The 17,479-nt window shown below is 71.2% G+C and carries 17 protein-coding genes; 10 read left to right on the forward strand and 7 right to left on the reverse strand.

The window, feature by feature from the left end:
* Positions 1-201 precede the first annotated feature (201 nt).
* The 3 genes from dapA to BMZ47_RS19000 all read left to right on the forward strand — a co-directional run bounded on the left by dapA (position 202) and on the right by BMZ47_RS19000 (position 2,346).
* A complete protein-coding gene (gene dapA, locus BMZ47_RS18990) occupies positions 202-1,101 on the forward strand; it encodes a 4-hydroxy-tetrahydrodipicolinate synthase (protein ID WP_007559060.1) in 900 nt (299 codons plus the stop codon).
* A 16-nt stretch (positions 1,102-1,117) separates the two neighbouring features.
* Complete coding sequence (gene smpB, locus BMZ47_RS18995) at positions 1,118-1,591, forward strand: SsrA-binding protein SmpB (RefSeq protein WP_007559061.1); 474 nt, start codon at positions 1,118-1,120, stop codon at positions 1,589-1,591.
* Between the two features lie 188 nt (positions 1,592-1,779).
* The gene (locus tag BMZ47_RS19000) at positions 1,780-2,346 is read left to right on the forward strand and encodes a peroxiredoxin (protein ID WP_091863796.1); all 567 of its coding nucleotides are present in this window, start codon (positions 1,780-1,782) and stop codon (positions 2,344-2,346) included.
* Between the two features lie 15 nt (positions 2,347-2,361).
* Here the strand turns inward: BMZ47_RS19000 and BMZ47_RS19005 are convergent, their stop codons facing one another.
* From BMZ47_RS19005 to rpoZ, 3 genes are all read right to left on the reverse strand, one after another.
* Positions 2,362-3,003: a LabA-like NYN domain-containing protein gene (locus tag BMZ47_RS19005; protein WP_007559065.1), complete on the reverse strand. Its 642-nt coding sequence runs from the start codon at positions 3,001-3,003 to the stop codon at positions 2,362-2,364.
* Positions 3,004-3,451: 448 nt separating this feature from the next.
* On the reverse strand, positions 3,452-5,698 hold the full coding sequence (locus BMZ47_RS19010) for a RelA/SpoT family protein (RefSeq protein WP_091863856.1): 2,247 nt from the start codon (positions 5,696-5,698) through the stop codon (positions 3,452-3,454).
* Positions 5,699-5,912: 214 nt separating this feature from the next.
* Positions 5,913-6,323: a DNA-directed RNA polymerase subunit omega gene (gene rpoZ / locus BMZ47_RS19015; protein ID WP_007559067.1), complete on the reverse strand. Its 411-nt coding sequence runs from the start codon at positions 6,321-6,323 to the stop codon at positions 5,913-5,915.
* A 268-nt stretch (positions 6,324-6,591) separates the two neighbouring features.
* Between rpoZ and fabD the strand changes: the two genes are divergently transcribed.
* The 6 genes from fabD to BMZ47_RS19045 all read left to right on the forward strand — a co-directional run bounded on the left by fabD (position 6,592) and on the right by BMZ47_RS19045 (position 11,057).
* Positions 6,592-7,533, forward strand: a complete 942-nt coding sequence (gene fabD / locus BMZ47_RS19020; protein ID WP_007559068.1) for an ACP S-malonyltransferase — start codon at positions 6,592-6,594, stop codon at positions 7,531-7,533.
* A gap of 18 nt (positions 7,534-7,551) precedes the next feature.
* Entirely contained in the window at positions 7,552-8,289 is a 738-nt protein-coding gene (fabG, locus tag BMZ47_RS19025) for a 3-oxoacyl-[acyl-carrier-protein] reductase (RefSeq protein ID WP_007559069.1), read from the forward strand.
* A gap of 280 nt (positions 8,290-8,569) precedes the next feature.
* Positions 8,570-8,809 (forward strand): acyl carrier protein, encoded by a 240-nt coding sequence (locus BMZ47_RS19030; RefSeq protein WP_007559070.1) that lies wholly within the window; start codon positions 8,570-8,572, stop codon positions 8,807-8,809.
* Positions 8,810-8,994: 185 nt separating this feature from the next.
* A complete protein-coding gene (gene fabF / locus BMZ47_RS19035) occupies positions 8,995-10,257 on the forward strand; it encodes a beta-ketoacyl-ACP synthase II (RefSeq protein WP_091863797.1) in 1,263 nt (420 codons plus the stop codon).
* A 210-nt stretch (positions 10,258-10,467) separates the two neighbouring features.
* Positions 10,468-10,719 carry a DUF4926 domain-containing protein gene (locus tag BMZ47_RS19040; protein WP_091863798.1) on the forward strand — a complete coding sequence of 84 codons (252 nt, stop codon included), beginning with the start codon at positions 10,468-10,470 and terminating at the stop codon, positions 10,717-10,719.
* Positions 10,716-11,057 (forward strand): DUF6883 domain-containing protein, encoded by a 342-nt coding sequence (locus tag BMZ47_RS19045; RefSeq protein WP_091863799.1) that lies wholly within the window; start codon positions 10,716-10,718, stop codon positions 11,055-11,057. Before BMZ47_RS19040 ends, BMZ47_RS19045 begins: the two co-directional genes overlap by 4 nt.
* 285 nt (positions 11,058-11,342) lie before the next feature.
* On the opposite strand, the gene BMZ47_RS19050 is transcribed toward BMZ47_RS19045, so the two are convergent.
* The 4 genes from BMZ47_RS19050 to BMZ47_RS19060 all read right to left on the reverse strand — a co-directional run bounded on the left by BMZ47_RS19050 (position 11,343) and on the right by BMZ47_RS19060 (position 15,191).
* Positions 11,343-12,056: a YidB family protein gene (locus BMZ47_RS19050; protein ID WP_091863800.1), complete on the reverse strand. Its 714-nt coding sequence runs from the start codon at positions 12,054-12,056 to the stop codon at positions 11,343-11,345.
* Between the two features lie 265 nt (positions 12,057-12,321).
* Positions 12,322-12,492 (reverse strand): hypothetical protein, encoded by a 171-nt coding sequence (locus BMZ47_RS28650; RefSeq protein ID WP_007559075.1) that lies wholly within the window; start codon positions 12,490-12,492, stop codon positions 12,322-12,324.
* A 98-nt stretch (positions 12,493-12,590) separates the two neighbouring features.
* The gene (locus BMZ47_RS19055) at positions 12,591-12,857 is read right to left on the reverse strand and encodes a hypothetical protein (RefSeq protein ID WP_208601070.1); all 267 of its coding nucleotides are present in this window, start codon (positions 12,855-12,857) and stop codon (positions 12,591-12,593) included.
* Between the two features lie 294 nt (positions 12,858-13,151).
* A complete protein-coding gene (locus BMZ47_RS19060; protein ID WP_244536866.1) occupies positions 13,152-15,191 on the reverse strand; it encodes a hypothetical protein in 2,040 nt (679 codons plus the stop codon).
* A 213-nt stretch (positions 15,192-15,404) separates the two neighbouring features.
* Between BMZ47_RS19060 and BMZ47_RS19065 the strand changes: the two genes are divergently transcribed.
* Complete coding sequence (locus BMZ47_RS19065; protein WP_091863803.1) at positions 15,405-17,441, forward strand: molybdopterin-containing oxidoreductase family protein; 2,037 nt, start codon at positions 15,405-15,407, stop codon at positions 17,439-17,441.
* Positions 17,442-17,479: the final 38 nt, after the last annotated feature.

The raw sequence follows: 17,479 nt of genomic DNA on the forward strand, positions 1-17,479 counted from the left end.
GACCGGAGTGGAAAGAAATGAAGATCGGCGCGGGGGCATTAAGAACCCGTAAACCCTCGCCACGATCTGTTTGCGCACCGTGGCGCGACCGCCTATGTCTGCCCGTCCGCGGCCGAACGGCGCGCGGGACGCACGGCGCCGAGAGCGCCGGGACCAGCCCATCCGCCGAGACCCCAGCTGAGCCTCTTTGGGACGCCTGAGATGACCGAGATGACCGGGAGCCGCCTGCGGGGCTCGCTCACCGCGCTTGTGACGCCGTTCCGCGACGGCGCCTTCGACGAGGCCGCGTTCCGGAAATTCGTACGCTGGCAGATCGAGCAGGGCAGCCACGGCCTCGTGCCGACCGGCACCACCGGCGAGAGCCCGACCCTGACCCATTCCGAGCACGACCGGGTGGTCGAGGCCTGCATCGACGAGGCCGGCGGGCGCGTGCCCGTGGTGGCGGGGGCGGGCTCCAACTCCACCGCCGAGGCGGTGGCCCGGGCGCGCCACGCCGAGCGGGCCGGCGCCGACGCCGTGCTGGTGGTCACGCCCTATTACAACAAGCCGACGCAAGAGGGACTCTACGCCCACTTCAAGGCCGTCAACGACGCGGTCGGCATTCCGATCATCATCTACAACATCCCGCCGCGCTCCGTCGTCGACATGAGTGTCGAGACGATGGCCCGGCTCTTCGAATTGAAGAACATCGCCGGCGTGAAGGACGCGACCGCCAAGATCGACCGCGTCAGCCAGCAGCGACAGGCCATGGGGGCGAACTTCCTCCAGCTTTCGGGCGAAGATGCGACGGCGCTCGGCTACAATGCCCAGGGCGGCCACGGCTGCATCTCGGTGGTGGCCAACGTGGCGCCGCGCCTCTGCGCCGACCTGCAGGAGGCCTCGCTCGCCGGCGACTACGCCAAGGCGCTGGCCCTGCAGGACCGGCTGTTCCCGCTCCAGAGCGGGCTGTTCGCCGAGGCCAATCCGGGCCCGACCAAGTACGCGCTGGCCAAGCTCGGCCATATGACCGAGGACCTGCGCCTGCCGCTGGTGCCGGTCTCGAACGCGACCCGGGCGATCGTCGACGCGGCCTTGCGCCACGCCGGTCTGCTCGAAGGCTGAGGAGAGTCACACACACATGGCCCCGAAACCGGAGCCCAGTCGGCGCGTCGTCGCCGACAACCGTGCCGCGCGCTTCCACTACACGATCGAGGACACGCTCGAGGCCGGCATCGCCCTGACCGGCACCGAGGTGAAGTCCCTGCGCGGCGGCAAGGCGACGATCGGCGAGGCCTATGCCGGCCCCTCCGGCACCGACCTGATGCTGTTCAACGCCTATATCCCTGAATATCTGGAGGCGAACCGCTTCAACCACGAGCCCAAGCGCCCGCGCCGCCTGCTGCTGCATCGCCGCCAGATCAACAAGCTGATCGGCGCCACCCAGCGCCAGGGCTATACGGTGGTGCCGCTGAAGATCTACTTCAACGACAAGGGCCGGGCGAAGATCGAGCTCGGCCTGGGCAAGGGCAAGCAGGCCCACGACAAGCGCGAGGCCGCCAAGGAGCGCGACTGGCAGCGCGACCGGGCGCGGCTGCTGCGGGACCGGGGGTAGATCGGTTCACGGCCCTTCCGTCATTGCGAGCGCAGTGAAGCAACCCAGGGCAGCGCGCGATCTCCGGATGTCGCGCTGCCCCGGGCTCACGTCGCTCCGCGCGCGATGACTGACAAGGCGAAGTCCAAAACTGGCGATTCACCTTCGGCCCGCGGCGCTCTAGGCTCGCGCGATCCGAGGAGCCGCCCATGCAGCCCAGTCCCGACGCCTTGCCCGCCGACCTCCCCGCCCCCGTGGATGACGGCGCTGCCGATCACCTGCGCGGGATGACGCTGCCCGACGTGGCGCTGACGGCGACCGACGGCACGACCGTGTCGCTCGCGCGCCTGACCGGTCGCACGGTCGCTTATGCCTACCCCCGCACCGGCGAGCCGGGACAGCCGGCCCTGACGCCGGATTGGGACGCGATTCCGGGCGCCCGGGGCTGCACCCCGCAGGCCTGCGATTTCCGGGATCACCACGCCGCCCTGCGCGAGCGCGGCGTCGCCCAGGTCTACGGCCTCTCGACCCAGACCAGCGCTTACCAGCGGGAGGCGGCCGAGCGGCTGCGCCTCACCTTCCCGCTGCTGGCCGATCCGCATCGGGCCTTCGCGATGGCCGCGCGCCTGCCGGTCTTCGAGGCGGGCGGGCAGGTGCTGCTGCGCCGCCTCACCCTGGTGATCGACGACGGCGTCGTCAGCCAGGTGTTCTACCCGGTCTTCCCCGCCGATCGCGGCGCGCAACAGGTGATCGACTGGCTCGACGGCGGCGCCTGACGTTTGGCCCCGGTCTCAGCCCTCTTCGGATTCCGGCTGGCGGATGCCGTAGCGGTTCTCGAGGGCCGGGCTCGGGCGGGCTTCGCCGCGGTAGCGGCTGGCGGTCTCGCCGGCAGCCCGGACCGGGCGCTCGCTCGGCTCGCGGCCGATGCGGTTCGAGAGGCTCGCGAGATCCACGAACTCGTCGGCCTGCCGCCGCAGCTCGTCTGAGATCATCGCCGGCTGGGTCTGGATGGTGGAGATCACCGTCACCTTGACGCCGCGCCGCTGCATCGCCTCGACCAGCGAGCGGAAATCGCCGTCGCCGGAGAACAGCACCATGTGGTCGATATGCGGGCTGAGCTCGAGGGCGTCGATCGCCAGCTCGATATCCATGTTGCCCTTGTACTTGCGCCGGCCCATCGAGTCCGTGAACTCCTTCACGGGCTTGGTCACGACGCGGTAGCCGTTGTAATCCAGCCAATCGATCAGCGGCCGGATCGAGGAATATTCCTGATCCTCGATCATTGCGGTGTAGTAGAACGCGCGCAGCAGGTTGTCGCGAGCCTGAAATTCCTTGAGCAGCTTCTTGTAGTCAATATCGAAGCCGAGGGCTTTGGTGGTCGCGTAGAGGTTGGCGCCGTCGATGAAGAGGGCGCTGCGCTGCGGTGCTGCCATGGATGAGTCGAATCCTGAAAGAATATGGGTTGCCGGAAATCGTGTGCTGAAACGGCTGCTCGAAATCCGGGCGGAAAACCCAGGCCGTATCGTCGTGAACGAATGACGAGATAGAAAGAAATCCGGGACGGAAAAGCGTGGTCCCCTTCCGGGGTGACCGTCGCCCGGGCGTTTCAACCATTCGGGCGAAACACATCCCTGTCAAGTCAACCGGAAGGAATGCGGCTCCCGATAGCGCGGTTTCCCTGGGACGTCGAGAAAAAAGTCGTATCGCGACGTATCGCGCCGCGTCCTTGGGATGAAAGACCTGAGTTGATCCGATAAACCTTAGGTCTATTGCGTGTTCGAGCGACCGGTCATCTTGCGCGCGCCCGATCGCCTCGCTGCCGGGCCCTAAAGATCAGGCGGGCTGGCGCCGTCCCGGGATCCGATCCGGCGGCCGGGCACCCTAGCCGTTCACGCGCTCGACGCTGTTGACCGGGCGCTTGCCGCGCAGCTCCGCAATGATCGCGGTCAGGTGCTGGAGATCCCAGACCGACAGGTCGATGGTGATGTCGGTGAAGTCCTGGGTGCGGCGCTTCATCGAGATGTTGTCGATATTGCCGTCGTGGTCGGCGATCACCTGGGCGATCTGGGCGAACACGCCGGGCTCGTTGATCGACTTCAGCGCCAGCCGGGCCGGGAACCGCTCGCTGCCCGAGGCCTCGGTGTCCCAGCGGACGTCGAGCCAGCGCTCGGGCTCGTTGTCGAAGGCCGCGAGCGCCGCCGACTGGATCGGGTAGACGGTGACACCGACGCCCGGGGTCAGGATGCCGACGATCCGATCGCCCGGGACGGCGCCGCCGTTCGGCGCGAAGGTCACCGGCAGGTCGCCTGTGAGGCCGCGGATCGGGATCGCGTCGCTGCGGTCCTCGGCCTTGCCCTCGGCGCCCGGGAAGGTCAGCCGCATGGTCTGGTCGGCCGAGCGCACGAGGCGGCCGGCGCCGTTCAGCGCGCCCTGCGGCGTGGACGGCCGGCGCTCGTCGCGATGGTCGGGATAGACCGCCCGCACCACGTCGCCGGAGAACATCTCGCCGCGCCCGACCGCCGCGAACACGTCCTCGGTGGTGGCCCGGGCGAGCCGCGGCAGGGCGCCCCGCAGCTTGTCCTCGGAGAAGGTTTTGGCGGCGCGCTCGAAGGCCCGGTCCAGGATCTGGCGGCCGAGCCCGGCATATTGCCGCCGCACCGCCGCCCGGGTCGCCCGCCGGATCGCCGCCCGGGCCTTGCCGGTCACCACCAGGGATTCCCAGGCGGCCGGCGGCGAGGCGCCGTCCGAGCGGCTGATCTCGACCTCGTCGCCGTTGGCGAGCTCGTGCAGCAGCGGCGCCATCCGGCCGTTGATCTTGGCGCCCACCGCCGAGTTGCCGACATCGGTGTGCACCGCGTAGGCGAAGTCGATCGGCGTCGCCCCCCGCGGCAGGGCGATCAGCCGGCCCTTCGGGGTGAAGCAGAACACCTGGTCCTGGAACAGCTCCAGCTTGGTGTGCTCCAGGAACTCCTCCGGGCTGTCGCCCTCGGCCAGGAGCTCGATGGTCCGGCGCAGCCATTGATAGGCGCCGCTCTCGGCCGCGAGCTTGGGATGCACGCTGCCCTCGCGGGCCGCCTCCTTGGCCGAATCGATCCCGAGCTCCTTGTAATGGGCGTGGGCAGCGATGCCGTACTCGGCGATGTCGTCCATCGCCCGGGTGCGGATCTGCAACTCGACGCGCTGGCTCTTTGGCCCGATCACCGTGGTGTGGATCGAGCGGTAATCGTTCTGCTTCGGGGTCGAGATGTAGTCCTTGTACCGGCCCGGCACCATCGGCCAGCTGGTATGGACGATCCCCAGCGCGGCGTAGCAATCCTGGACCGTATCCACGATCACCCGGAAGCCGAAGATGTCGGACAGCTGCTCGAAGGCGACCGACTTCCGCTCCATCTTCGACCAGATCGAGAATGGCCGCTTCTGCCGGCCGCTGACCTCGGCGGTGATGCCCTGGGCGGAGAGTTTTTCGGTCAACACCTGCGCGATGGTCTCGACCACCCGCTCGGACTTGGCGGTGAGGCGGGCGAGCCGCTGGGTGATGGTGGCGTAGACCTCCGGCTCGATGTTGCGGAAGGCCAGGTCCTCCAGCTCCTCGCGCAGCTCCTGCATGCCCATCCGGCCGGCGAGCGGCGCGTAGATGTCCAGGGTCTCCTGGGCGATGCGGTGGCGCTTGTCCTCCCGCATGTGCTGGAGCGTGCGCATGTTGTGCAGGCGGTCGGCCAGCTTGACCAGCAGCACGCGCACATCCGCAGCGACAGCAAGCAGCAGCTTGCGGAAATTCTCGCCCTGGGCGGCCTGCTTGGAGACGAGGTCGAGCCGCTTCAGCTTGGTCAGGCCGTCGACCAGCGCGCCGATCTCCGGCCCGAACAGCCGGCGGATCTCCTCCAGCGTCGCCTCGGTATCCTCCACGGTGTCGTGCAGGACCGCGGCCACGATGGTGGCGTCGTCGAGATGCAGGTCGGTGAGGATCGCGGCGACTTCGAGGGGATGGGCGAAGAACGGATCGCCCGAGGCGCGCTTCTGCGTGCCGTGCGCCTGCATGGCGTAGACATAGGCCCGGTTGAGCAAGGCCTCGTCGGCGGCCGGGTTGTACCGCTTGACCCGCTCGACGAGCTCGTACTGGCGCATCATCCGCCGGGCCGTCGTCGGTTCCTGGATGGCGCGCGGGGTCGGGGTCACGTCCGACTCTCCCGCAACGGGCGTGCCCGCGCCAGCCCCCGGCGGCGGAAAAGCGCCGGTTGCGACCGTATCGCCGTCCGAACGAGAGAACCCGGCGTCTCCGCCGGGTCCGGTCTCGTTCAAGTCGTGATCATCCAGACCCACGTCGTGCGGCTCGCTCGGTGGCTTACTCGCCCTCGTCGTCGGTCTCGACCGGCGGAGCGAGGTTCTCGAGGCCGCGCAGCAGGTCCTCCTCGCTCATGCGGTCGAACTGGACCGCCGAATCATCGCTGGAGGATTGCGGGGCCACGGCGGCGGCGGCCGGCGAGCTCGACAGCAGGGGCACGGTCTCGGCCTCCGGCTCGTCCACCTCGACGTATTTCTGCATCGAGTGGATCAGCTGCTCCTTGAGGTCGTCGGCCGTGATCGTCTCGTCGCCGATCTCGCGCAGGGCCACGACCGGGTTCTTGTCGCGGTCGCGGTCGATGGTGAGCGGGGCGCCCGCGGCCAGCAGGCGCGCCCGGTGGCTCGCCAGCAGCACCAGCTCGAACCGGTTCTCGACCTTCTCGATGCAGTCTTCGACGGTGACGCGCGCCATGCGGGGCGGCTCCTCAGCTTAAGCGACGGGTGATGTCGGGTGTGGCACCACTCTACACGGAATGCCGTTGTGCAACAAGCACAGCGGGTTGCGCCCGGCGCGCGTCTGGCGGGCGGTGACCGGGGCGGCGGGCCTCGCGGATTGTGCGACGCATTGTTGACACTCGCGCCCTCGGGTGCGAGTGCGCGCCGCGCAATCCAGAATTCCGGCCGACAGGGGCCGCGTGTCGCACGGCGACCGCGACGAGACGAGAGCGACAGGACCGACCATGCGCGCACTCATCTTTCCCGGCCAGGGCAGCCAGGCGGTCGGCATGGCCAAGGGGCTGGCGGAGGAATTCCCCCAGGCGAAGGCCGTGCTCGACGAGGTCGACGACGCCCTGTCCCAGCCGCTGTCGCGGCTGATGGCCGAGGGGCCGGTGGAGGAGCTGACCCTCACGGCCAACGCCCAGCCGGCGCTGATGGCGGCGAGCCTCGCGGCCCTGCGGGTGCTCGAGGCCGAGCGCGGCCTGGACCTCGCCCGGGACGTGTCCTGCGTGGCCGGGCATTCGCTCGGCGAATACGCGGCGCTCGCGGCCGCCGGCAGCCTGTCGATCGCGGACGCGGCCCGGCTGCTGCGCCTGCGCGGCGAGGCCATGCAGGCGGCGGTGGCCCCGGGCGTCGGCGCGATGGCGGCCCTGATCGGCACCGATGTCGAGGCCGCGCGCGGCATCGCCGAGGCGGCCTCGCTCGAATCCGGCGGCGCGGTCTGCGATGTCGCCAACGACAATGGTGGCGGCCAGGTGGTGCTGTCGGGGGACCGGGCGGCGGTGGAGCGCGCGGTCGGCATCGCCACGGAGCGCGGGGTCAAGCGCGCCGTGATGCTCAACGTCTCCGCCCCGTTCCATTGCCGGCTGATGGCGCCTGCCGCCGACGCGATGGCGGCGGCCCTGGCCAAGGTCGACCTGAAGGCGCCCCGGGTGACGCTCTACGCCAACGTCACGGCCGCCCCGGTGGCCGAGCCCGAGGCGATCCGGGCGGCCCTGGTCGAGCAGGTCACCGGCACCGTGCGCTGGCGCGAGAGCGTCGCCGCCATGGCGGGCGCGGGGGTGGACCAGTTCTACGAGCTCGGCGCCGGCAAGGTGCTCACCGGCCTGGTCAAGCGCATCGCGCCCCAGGCGCGGGCCACGGCGATCGGTACGCCCGCGGACGTGGCGGCCTTCGCGCTCTAACGTATAAGGGATACCCGCATGTTCGATCTCACCGGCCGGAAAGCCCTCGTGACTGGCGCCACCGGCGGCCTCGGCCAGGCGATCGCCCGGGCTTTGCACGCCCAGGGCGCCACGGTGGCGCTCTCGGGCACGAAGCCGGCGGCGCTCGAGGCCTTCGCGGCGGAACTCGGCGAGCGGGCGAGCCCGGTTGCGGCCGACCTCTCCGACAAGGATTCGGTCGAGGGCCTGGTCCCGGCCGCCGAGGCGGCGATCGGCCCCCTCGACATCCTGGTCAACAATGCCGGCATCACCCGGGACAACCTGTTCATGCGGATGAAGGACGACGAGTGGGAGCAGGTGCTCGCCGTCAACCTCACCGCGGCCTTCCGGCTCTCGCGGGCGGCCGTGAAGGGCATGATGCGCCGCCGCTCCGGGCGGATCGTCAATATCGGCTCGGTGGTGGGCTCGACCGGCAATCCCGGCCAGGGCAACTACGCCGCCGCCAAGGCGGGGCTGGTCGGCATGACCAAGGCGCTCGCCGCCGAGGTCGCCTCGCGCGGGATCACGGTCAACTGCATCGCGCCAGGCTTCATCAGCTCGCCCATGACCGACGCGCTCAACGAGAAGCAGCGCGAGGGCATCCTGGCCCGGGTGCCGGCCGGGCGGCTCGGCGAGGGCGCGGAGGTCGCCGCCGCCTGCATCTACCTGTCGTCGGCGGAGGCCGCCTACGTCACCGGCCACACCCTGCACGTGAACGGCGGCATGGCGATGTTCTAGGCCCCGACACCCCCGTCCGACACGCGCGTGCCACACCCGTGAAGGGAATCTGAACGGCTCTCGCCAGGGCGGGAACCCTGTGCTACCACGCCCCGCAGCCGTACAGGGGGTTGACGGTTCAGCGGGTTTTCAGTCCAAGGCCCCCCGGCGGGGCCGTCCCGGTTCACCTCGAAACACGCGCGATCGACACCGGCCCGCCAACAAGCCCGAAGGGGCGCGGCGCGGCCACGGCACCACCCCGAGACGACTGACAGACCAAAAGGACGAGGACGGAAGACCGATGAGCGATATCGCTGAGCGCGTGAAGAAGATCGTCGTCGAGCACCTGGGCGTCGAGCCCGAGAAGGTGGTCGAGAGCGCCAACTTCATCGACGACCTCGGTGCCGACAGCCTCGACACGGTCGAGCTGGTCATGGCCTTCGAGGAGGAATTCAACGTCGAGATCCCGGACGACGCCGCCGAGACCATCCAGACGGTCGGCGACGCGGTGAAGTTCCTGGAGAAGAACTCGGCCGCCTGAGGCGCCGGATTCGGTTTCACGCGGCGCGGGTGAGGCGAAGCAGCCCCCGCGCCGTTCTGCGTTTCGCGGTCGGGCGGGCACGGATCCGGCCGCAATCGGTTGTTCAAGATGCGCTCCGGTGGCAAGCCGGCGTCGATGGCGGCGGGGCGCGCTTCCCAAGACGGTCTTGAGACGGGACAGGTAGCATGCGGCGGGTGGTGGTCACGGGTCTGGGGATGGTCACGCCGCTCGGCAGCGGGGTGCAGCACACCTGGAGCCGGCTGATCGCGGGCGACAGCGGCGCCGGCCCGATCCGGGGCTTTGAATCCGCCGACCTGCCCTGCCGGGTCGCCGCCCAGGTCCCGTTCGGCGACGGCACCGGCGGCACCTTCAACCCCGACGCGGTGATGGAGCCCAAGGAGCAGCGCAAGGTCGATCCGTTCATCGTCTACGCGATGGCGGCGGCCGACGAGGCCCTGAAGGACGCGAACTGGCTGCCTAAGAGCCACGAGGACCAGTGCGCCACCGGCGTGCTGATCGGCTCCGGCATCGGCGGCATCGGCGGCATCTACGACGCCTCGGTCACCCTTCACGAGAAGGGCCCGCGCCGGATCTCGCCGTTCTTCATCCCGGGCCGGATCATCAACCTCGCCTCCGGCCAGGTCTCGATCGCCTACGGGCTCAAGGGCCCGAACAACGCCGTGGTCACGGCCTGCTCCACCGGCGCCCACGCCATCGGCGATGCGAGCCGCCTCGTGGCGCTGGGCGATGCCGACGTGATGGTGGCGGGCGGGGCCGAATCGCCGGTCAACCGCCTCTCGATCGCCGGCTTCTCCGCCTGCCGGGCGCTGACCACCGGCTTCAACGACACCCCGGAAAAGGCCTCCCGCCCCTACGACCGCGACCGCGACGGCTTCCTCATGGGCGAGGGTGCCGGCATCGTCGTGCTCGAGGAATACGAGCACGCCAAGGCCCGCGGCGCCAAGATCTACGCCGAGGTGGTCGGCTACGGCCTCTCGGGCGACGCCTACCACATCACCTCCCCGTCCCCGGACGGCGACGGCGCCTTCCGCTGCATGAGCGCCGCGGTGAAGCGCGCCGGCATCTCCCCGGCCGAGATCGGCTACATCAACGCCCACGGCACCTCGACGCCCATGGGCGACGAGCTGGAGCTGAAGGCCGTGGAGCGCCTGCTGGGCGACGCCGCCGCCAACGCGACCATGTCGTCGACCAAGAGCTCGATCGGCCACCTGCTCGGCGCCGCCGGCTCGGTCGAGGCGATCTTTTCGATCCTCGTCCTGCGCGACGGCGTGATCCCGCCGACCCTCAACCTCGACAACCCCTCCGTCCAGACCAAGATCGACCTCGTGCCGTTCGAGGCGAAGCGCAAGCAAGTGGACGTGGTGCTGTCGAATTCGTTCGGGTTTGGCGGGACGAATGCCAGCTTGGTGATGCGGCGGGTCGCCTGACAGGCGAAGACTTTTTCCATCTTTCGCAAGCCACGGTCTGATGTGCTGATCGTGGAAGACTGTTAGGCGGCGCGCGTCCAACGCTCCACCTAATGAGGGCGCGGGTGGGAAACATCGGTGTAAAGAGGCTTTCAGGAGCCTAATAGCCTTCAGCCTGATCTTCGGAAACGGGGCGGTTGCGCAATCCCGGCGCGCGCCTATCATGCCGCCATGACGCTGGAATTCGCCTACCAGTTTCGGCAGGACGCAGCGCGGTCGGATCTGCGGGATCTCGACCGGGTCGCGTTGATGACGGCTGCGACCAGCGATGACGGCGATGTGCTGGCGCCCGGCACGGAAGGGACGATCGTCAGCGTCTATCGCGGCGGTGAGGCCTACGTGGTCGAGTTTCCGACACCTGTCGGCGCGCTGGCGACGGTTCGGCCCGGGGACATCAGACTGGTCGAGCGCGCGCCGGTGTGACCGACGACGTCGAAGCGATCGTCTGGACCGTCGCGTGGCCCAAGATCGTCAGCTACCTGCTCAATCCGGCGCACACGGATGGCGCATCGAAAGCCAAGTATCTGCTGGCCTTCGGGTATGCGGCGGCGGAGCCGGAACGGCTCGCCGGTGATCTGGTGAAACACGCGGTCGATCATTGGCCGGGGCGTGCCGTGGTGCTTCCGCTCGGTCTACCGCGTCGCGTGTTCGAAGGACCCGTGGAAGCGCCGGATCGACGCGTCATGTCGCTTCGCAGCGTTTGGGAAGTCACGAACAACACCCATTTGCGGTTCCTGACCGCTTACCCTTGGAAATCCTGATGGGCGATGCGTCTCTTGCAGGACAATGACTGCCGAGCACGCAGCAAAGACGTTGAACAATGCTCCTGCCCTACCCCTCATCCTGAGGTGCCGAAGCGTAGCGGAGGCTCCGAAGGAGCCCTCCAGGGATCTACTGTGACCTCTGGAGGGCTCCTTCGAGGCTGCTGCGCAGCACCTCGGGATGAGGGAGAGTCGACGAAGTCTACTGGTAAGACTTGCTATTCGATCAAGATACCAGATCGAAGAGCTTGCAGCCTTTGAGTTACGGTGCTTGGACGCCGCGGTTCACCACCCCCGCCGCTCCTCAGCCCCCGGCAACCGTCCCTGAGGCGTGAGCGCGTGCACCACCTCCGGCAGGGCCTGGGCCAGTTGCGAGAGCAGCGCCTCGCGGTCCATGCCGGTCTGGCTCTGGAGGGTGTCGAGCGTGTCGGGGCCCAGCGCCTGGGCGAGCTGGGCCGGGGCCACGGGGCGGTTGCTGCCAGGGCCGATCCAGGATTCGATCACGTCGCCGAGGCCCCCCTGGCGGAACCGGTCGACCAGGCCGTCGAGGCCGCCGAGATCGCCCGCCCCCGGATCGTTCTGGCGCTCGGGGGCGGCGCGGCTCTGGGCCGGGCCGGGCTCGCCCGGGCCGTCGAGCATGCCGGACAGGTCCGAGAAATCGCCGGGCGGCAGGGTCGGGTCGGACGGGCCGGCCTCGCGGCGCTGGCCGGACTGGTCCCAGCCGCCGATATCGCCCGGATCGCCGCGCCCGCCGGCATCGGCCGGGTGGTGCCCCGGATCGCGCCCGTAGGGGCCGGCGCCGCCGGACCGGTCGGCCTCGGGGCCGGGCTCACGCCCGCGTCCCTGCCCGAAGATGTCGCCGAAGCCGCCGCTCGCGCCCTTGGCCAGCAGAAGCATCAGCAGGGCCTTCACCAGGGGCGACATCCCCCCGGATCCCTGCTTCTGGCCGCCGAACACCTGACCGAGCACGCCGCCGATCGCCGATTCGAGCAAACCCATGCGCATCCCTCCGGGGCGGACGCCGCCCGGCGTGACAACGGCGGGTGGGGGATGGGGGTTGCAGCGGGTGATGTGCCGTCGTGGGGCGCGCTGCTTCATCCCTTGGCGGATGCGGCGCGGATCCCCCCTCCCGTGCGGGAGAGAGACAGGGTCTTCCGGAAACGTCGCCTCCCTCACCCCAACGCCCTCCCGCACCGGGGAGGAGAGCACGTCGGGGTGGCATGACGGGCGGTCGCATGTCCGGCCCGCCCTCCCCCGCCGAGCCTCAGCGTTCCAGCGAGGCCTGGGCGGTGCTGGCGGTGGTCGGCTCGACCAGCGGGACCGTCGCGGCGGACAGCGCCAGGGCGGCCAGGAACAGGCCGGTGGCGGCGGCGCCGGCCCGGGGGCGCGGCAGGCGGAGGGCGTAGCGGCGGGCGGAGCGCGTCAGGTTCGGCATCGGATCGCCTCTTCTGGTTGTAGGCCGCGGGGGCCATTCTCGCAGAAGCAACGTCGCCGGGGGGAGGATCGGTTCCCGTCTGGATGCGGGCCGCAGCCCTAGGGACGGGCGACCCGATGGCGCGCCAGGGCGCCGAGCGCGCAGCCCAGGAGATAGGCCGGCAGGAGCAGGCCGGCGCCCTCCAGCCAGAGGCCGAGCAGGCCCGGCACGATCCCCGCCAGGGCCACGGCCGCCAGCAGGGCCGCGAGCCCGCACAGGGCCAGCGGCACGGCCGGCCGGGCCGGCCAGCCGGCGAGCCCTCCGACCACCAGGCCGAGCGCCCCCGCCCCGGCGAGCCCCGGCCAGAATCCGGTGAGCAGCAGCATCACGACCGTCCGGCCTCCCTGGCGGCGCTTCGGCGGTGCTGTCCCACCCGCGCCCTCATCCTGAGCGGCGCTGGACGCATCAGGGTCTGTGTCGGTTTCATACGGGTTCCGTTTCGGGTTCCGTTTGCTTGGCCCGGCCTGTCACCCCGCGCCGTGATCGCGCGCGCAGCGCAGCGACCCGGGGATCCGCCGCGTTCCGCGATCGTGCGCTGCCCTGAGTTGCTTCGCTGCGCGCGCAATGACGGGAGGGCGGCGACCATAGACCCAAAACGGCGCGGGCGCGCGGCCCGGGCCTCACGGCAGCAGCGCGAAGGCGATGGGGCCGGCCGGCGCGTCCGGCCCGGCGCTGACCTGGTCCGGCCGCATGCCGGCCTGGAGCAGATACTCGATGACCGCCTGCGCGCGCAGGCGCGGCAGGTCGAGGGGCGATTCGTCGGCGGCCTCCTTCGGCTTTTTTTCGGCTTTTTGGGTGGGGGGCGTCTTGGTGCCGGCGGGTTTCGCGGCCGCGGGCTTGGCGGGCTCGGCCTTCTTCGCCGCGGCGTGGGGCTCGGGCGCCGGAGGCAGCTTCGCGGCGGGCTTGGCGGACGATTCCTGGGGATCGGGCTTGGGGTTGGGCTTCGGGGCCGAGCCGGTGGCGGCGGGCGCCTCGTGCGGGGCGGCCATCGCGGTCGGCGGGGTCTCGGTGGGTGCGGCGCCCTCCCCCGGGGCCGGCTTCGGCTTGGCCGGGTCGGCGGGGGCCGAGACCGCGATGCGCAGGGTCGGGCAGGCCTTGGCCAGGGCCGCCAGGGCATCGAGCACCGGGTAGAAGGCCGGCGCCAGCGTCGCGCTGCCGGCCGGGAAGCGCAGGGACGCCCGGTCCAGCGTCGCGGCGGCCTCGGCCCGGCAGGCGGCCGGGTCGCGGGTCTCGGCGGGCTGGCGCGCGGAAACCGCGGCCTGCCCGGTCCAGCCGGCGGGCAGCACCTCGGCCAGCCTGTCCGGCAGCCGGGCGGCGGCCTCGCGGTAGAGGCTCTCGCCGGTGAGCGTCAGCGCCCGGTCGGACACCGTGACTTCCCCGATGGCGAGGTTCACCACCAGGGGGGCGGCCGCGGCCAGCGCCGTGCCGAGATCCGGCGGGGCGCCGTCGGCCAGCCGGGTGCGGTCCACCACCGGCTCGCGGAACAGGCGCGGCCGTAAGGCAGCGAGCACCCGCTCCCGGGTCGCGTCGTCGGGCAGGTGGCCGGTCAGCGTCACCGCCTCCGGGGTCCGGCGGATCGCCACCCGGTAGGGCGAGAGCGGCCGGGCCGCGAGCGCCACCCGCCCGGCCTTCACCCCGGCGGGCCGGGCCTCGCGCATCAGCGCGGCGGCGTCGGGAATCGCCTGGGCGTCGATGGCGTCGCCGGTGACCGCGATGGTGTCCTCCGCGAAGGTGACGGTGCCCGCCTGGATCAGCTCGGCCAGCTTGAACGCGAAGCCGATCAGGGCCTTCGGGTCGATCGCCGGGTCGAGCCCCCGTGCGGTGAGCAGCCGGTCCTGCACGGTGCCGCCGGGCACGGCCTCCGCGGCGGCGCGCAGGGCCGTCTCCCGGTCCGCCGCGGAGGGCGCGAAGCCGTCGAGCACGATCCCCCGGGCCGATTTCTCCACCGCGAACCGGAACTGCGCCACCGCGGGCGGCACGATCTCGATCCGCCCGATGCTGAACCCCGCGGGCGGGTTCGCCAGGGCGGCCCGCAACGCCTCGTAGGCCGGCACGTCCAGGGCCTCGCCGGACAGGTTGAGCACGGTGTCGCTCACCGCCGCCCGCCCCCCCTTGGCGAGCCCCGACAGCCGGGCCGCCAGGAACGCCGCCGCGCTGGCGAAGTCCGGGGGCGCGCCCCGCGCCGCCCGGGCGGTGTCGTCGAGATAGGTCCCAGGCGCCAGCGCCCCGGTGATCCGCGCCTCCAGGGCCCGCCGTCCGATCTCCACCGGGCGGCTGCCCTCCAGCGCCACCCGGGTGGTCCCGGTGCGGATCGCCGCCCATTGGAACGGCGTGGCCGTCTCAACCAGCCCGACCTCCGAGACGATCCGCCGGGGCCCCTCCAGGGCGGCGAGCTTCGCCAGCACGGTCTCGCGCTCGCCGACATCGGGCGCCTCGCCCTCCGCCGCCAGGTCGCGCCCCCGCGCCTCCAGCCGCAGCCAGGGCTCGCCGGTGGTGGTGGCGGTGCCGGCGGCGACGCGCGCCCCGGCAGCCTCGATGGTCTCGGCGATCTGCGGGGCGGCGTAGAGGGTCGCGCTCGCCCAGATCAGCGCGAGCGCCGGCAGCCCGGCGAGCCAGCCGGCGCTGCGCAAGCCTTGAGCGAACACATCTGGCAAGGGCACAATCGTTGGTTAAAGCGGATCCGGACCGCGAGACCATACCGTCAATCCGGCAGGATGAAGGCCGATTCTTCGGCGGGACGGGGCCGAATTCTTCGCAGGAACGCCGATCCGGTCGCCGAAAAAGCCGCTGCCTTCGCGGGATCCGCCTCAAAAATGCACGGCGCTTGCATCATCCCCGCAACCACCGCGAGACTACGCCATGGAGTTCGTCGCTTGGCCCGGACCGTCTGCCCGCATGATTGCCCCTCCGCCTGCGGCCTCGACGTGCAGGTGGCGGACGGCCGCGTCGTCTCGGTGAAGGGCGGCGACAACCCCTACACCGCCGGGGTGATCTGCGCGAAGGTCAGCCGCTACGGCGAGCGGGTCCATCATCCGGACCGGATTCTGCAGCCGCTGGAACGGGTTGGCCCCAAGGGCAGCGGCCGGTGGCGCCCGATCGCCTGGGACGCCGCCCTCGACCGCCTGGCCGGCGCCTTCACGGAGGCCGCCGAACGCCACGGTCCGGAGGCGGTCTGGCCGTACAATTCCGGCGGCACGATGGGGCTCGTCCAGCGCGACAGCATCCACCGGTTGACCCACGTGATGGGGTATTCCCGGCGCAAGCGCACCATCTGCACGTCGATCGCCATCGCCGGCTGGTGCGCCGGTGTCGGCCGCGTCGCCGGCCCGGACCCGCGGGAAATGGCGCTCTCCGACCTGATCGTGGTCTGGGGCGGAAACCCGGTGAGCACCCAGGTCAACGCGATGAGCCACATCAGCCGGGCCCGCAAGACGCGGGGCGCCAAGCTGGTGGTGATCGATCCCTATCGCACCGGCACCGCGGCGGCGGCCGACCTCCACCTCGCGCCGCGGCCCGGCACCGACGGCGCCCTGGCCTGCGCGGTGCTCCACGTGCTGTTCCGCGATGGCTACGCGGACCGGACCTATCTCGCGGCCCATGCCGAGGACACGGCGGCCCTGGAGGCCCATCTCGCGACCCGAACCCCGGACTGGGCGGCGGCGATCACCGGCCTCACGGTCGCCGAGATCGAGGCCTTCGCGGCGCTCTACGGCGCGACGCCGCGCAGCTACATCCGCTGCGGCTTCGGCTTCACCCGGACGCGCAACGGCGCGGTCAACCTCCACGCGGTGACCTGCCTGCCGACGGTGACCGGCGCCTGGCAGCACGAGGGCGGCGGCGCCCTCTGGCAGAACGCCGCGATCTTCAACTGGGACAAGACCCTGACCGAGGGTCTCGACGCCAAGGCCCCGGGGGTGCGCGAGCTCGACATGAGCCGGATCGGCGCGATCCTGGCCGACGATCCGGACGCCCTCCAGGGCGGGCCGCCGGTGCGGGCCATGCTGATCCAGTCGGCCAACCCGGCGGCCTCCGCCCCGGACAGCAATCGCGTGCGCGCCGGCCTGATGCGGCCGGACGTGTTCGTGGCCGTGCACGAGCAGTTCATGACCGAGACGGCGGCGCTCGCCGACCTCGTGCTGCCGGCCACGACCTTCCTGGAGCATGACGACATCTACGGGGCCGGCGGCCACAGCCACATCCAGTCCGGGCCGGCGCTGCTGGAGCCGCCGGGGGAATGCCGCTCCAACCACGATGTGATCGCCGCCCTCGCCGGCCGGCTCGGGGCCGCCCATGCGGGCTTCGCCTTGAGCGCCCGGGGCCTCGCCGACGCGACCCTGGCCCGATCCGGCTGGGGCGGCCTCGACAGGCTGGAGCAGGAGCGCTGGATCGACGCGCAGCCGAGCTTCGCCGAGAGCCACTTCCTCACCGGCTTCGGCCATCCGGACGGGCGCTTCCGGTTCAGCCCGGACTGGTCGGCACTGGGGCCGCGCGCCGCCGGCATGCCGGCCCTGCCCGACCATTGGGCGGTGTCCGAGCCCGGCGATGCCGAGCGTCCATTCCGGATGGTGGCGCCGCCGGCCCGCCAGTTCCTCAACACCACCTTCACCAACAGCCCGGAATCGATCCGGCGCGAGGGCCGCCCGACCTGCCTGCTCCATCCGGCGGACGGCGCCCGCCTCGGGATCGCCACCGGCGACGCGGTGGAGATCGGCAACACCCGCGGCCGGGTCCGGCTGCATGCCCGCCTCGCCGAGGGGCAGCCGCCCGGGATCGTCATCGTGGAGAGCCTGTGGCCGTCCGCCGCCTTCTCGGGCGGGCGCGGCATCAACGCGCTGATCGGCGACACCCCGGCCGCCCCCAACGACGGCGCCACCTTCCACGACACCGCGGTGTGGGTCCGGGCGGCCTGAACCGGTCGGAACCCGCCAGAGGCGCCAGGGTTGGCCAC

This window comes from Methylobacterium brachiatum (assembly GCF_900113845.1).
In the GTDB taxonomy this organism is placed as follows: Bacteria; Pseudomonadota; Alphaproteobacteria; order Rhizobiales; family Beijerinckiaceae; genus Methylobacterium; species Methylobacterium brachiatum.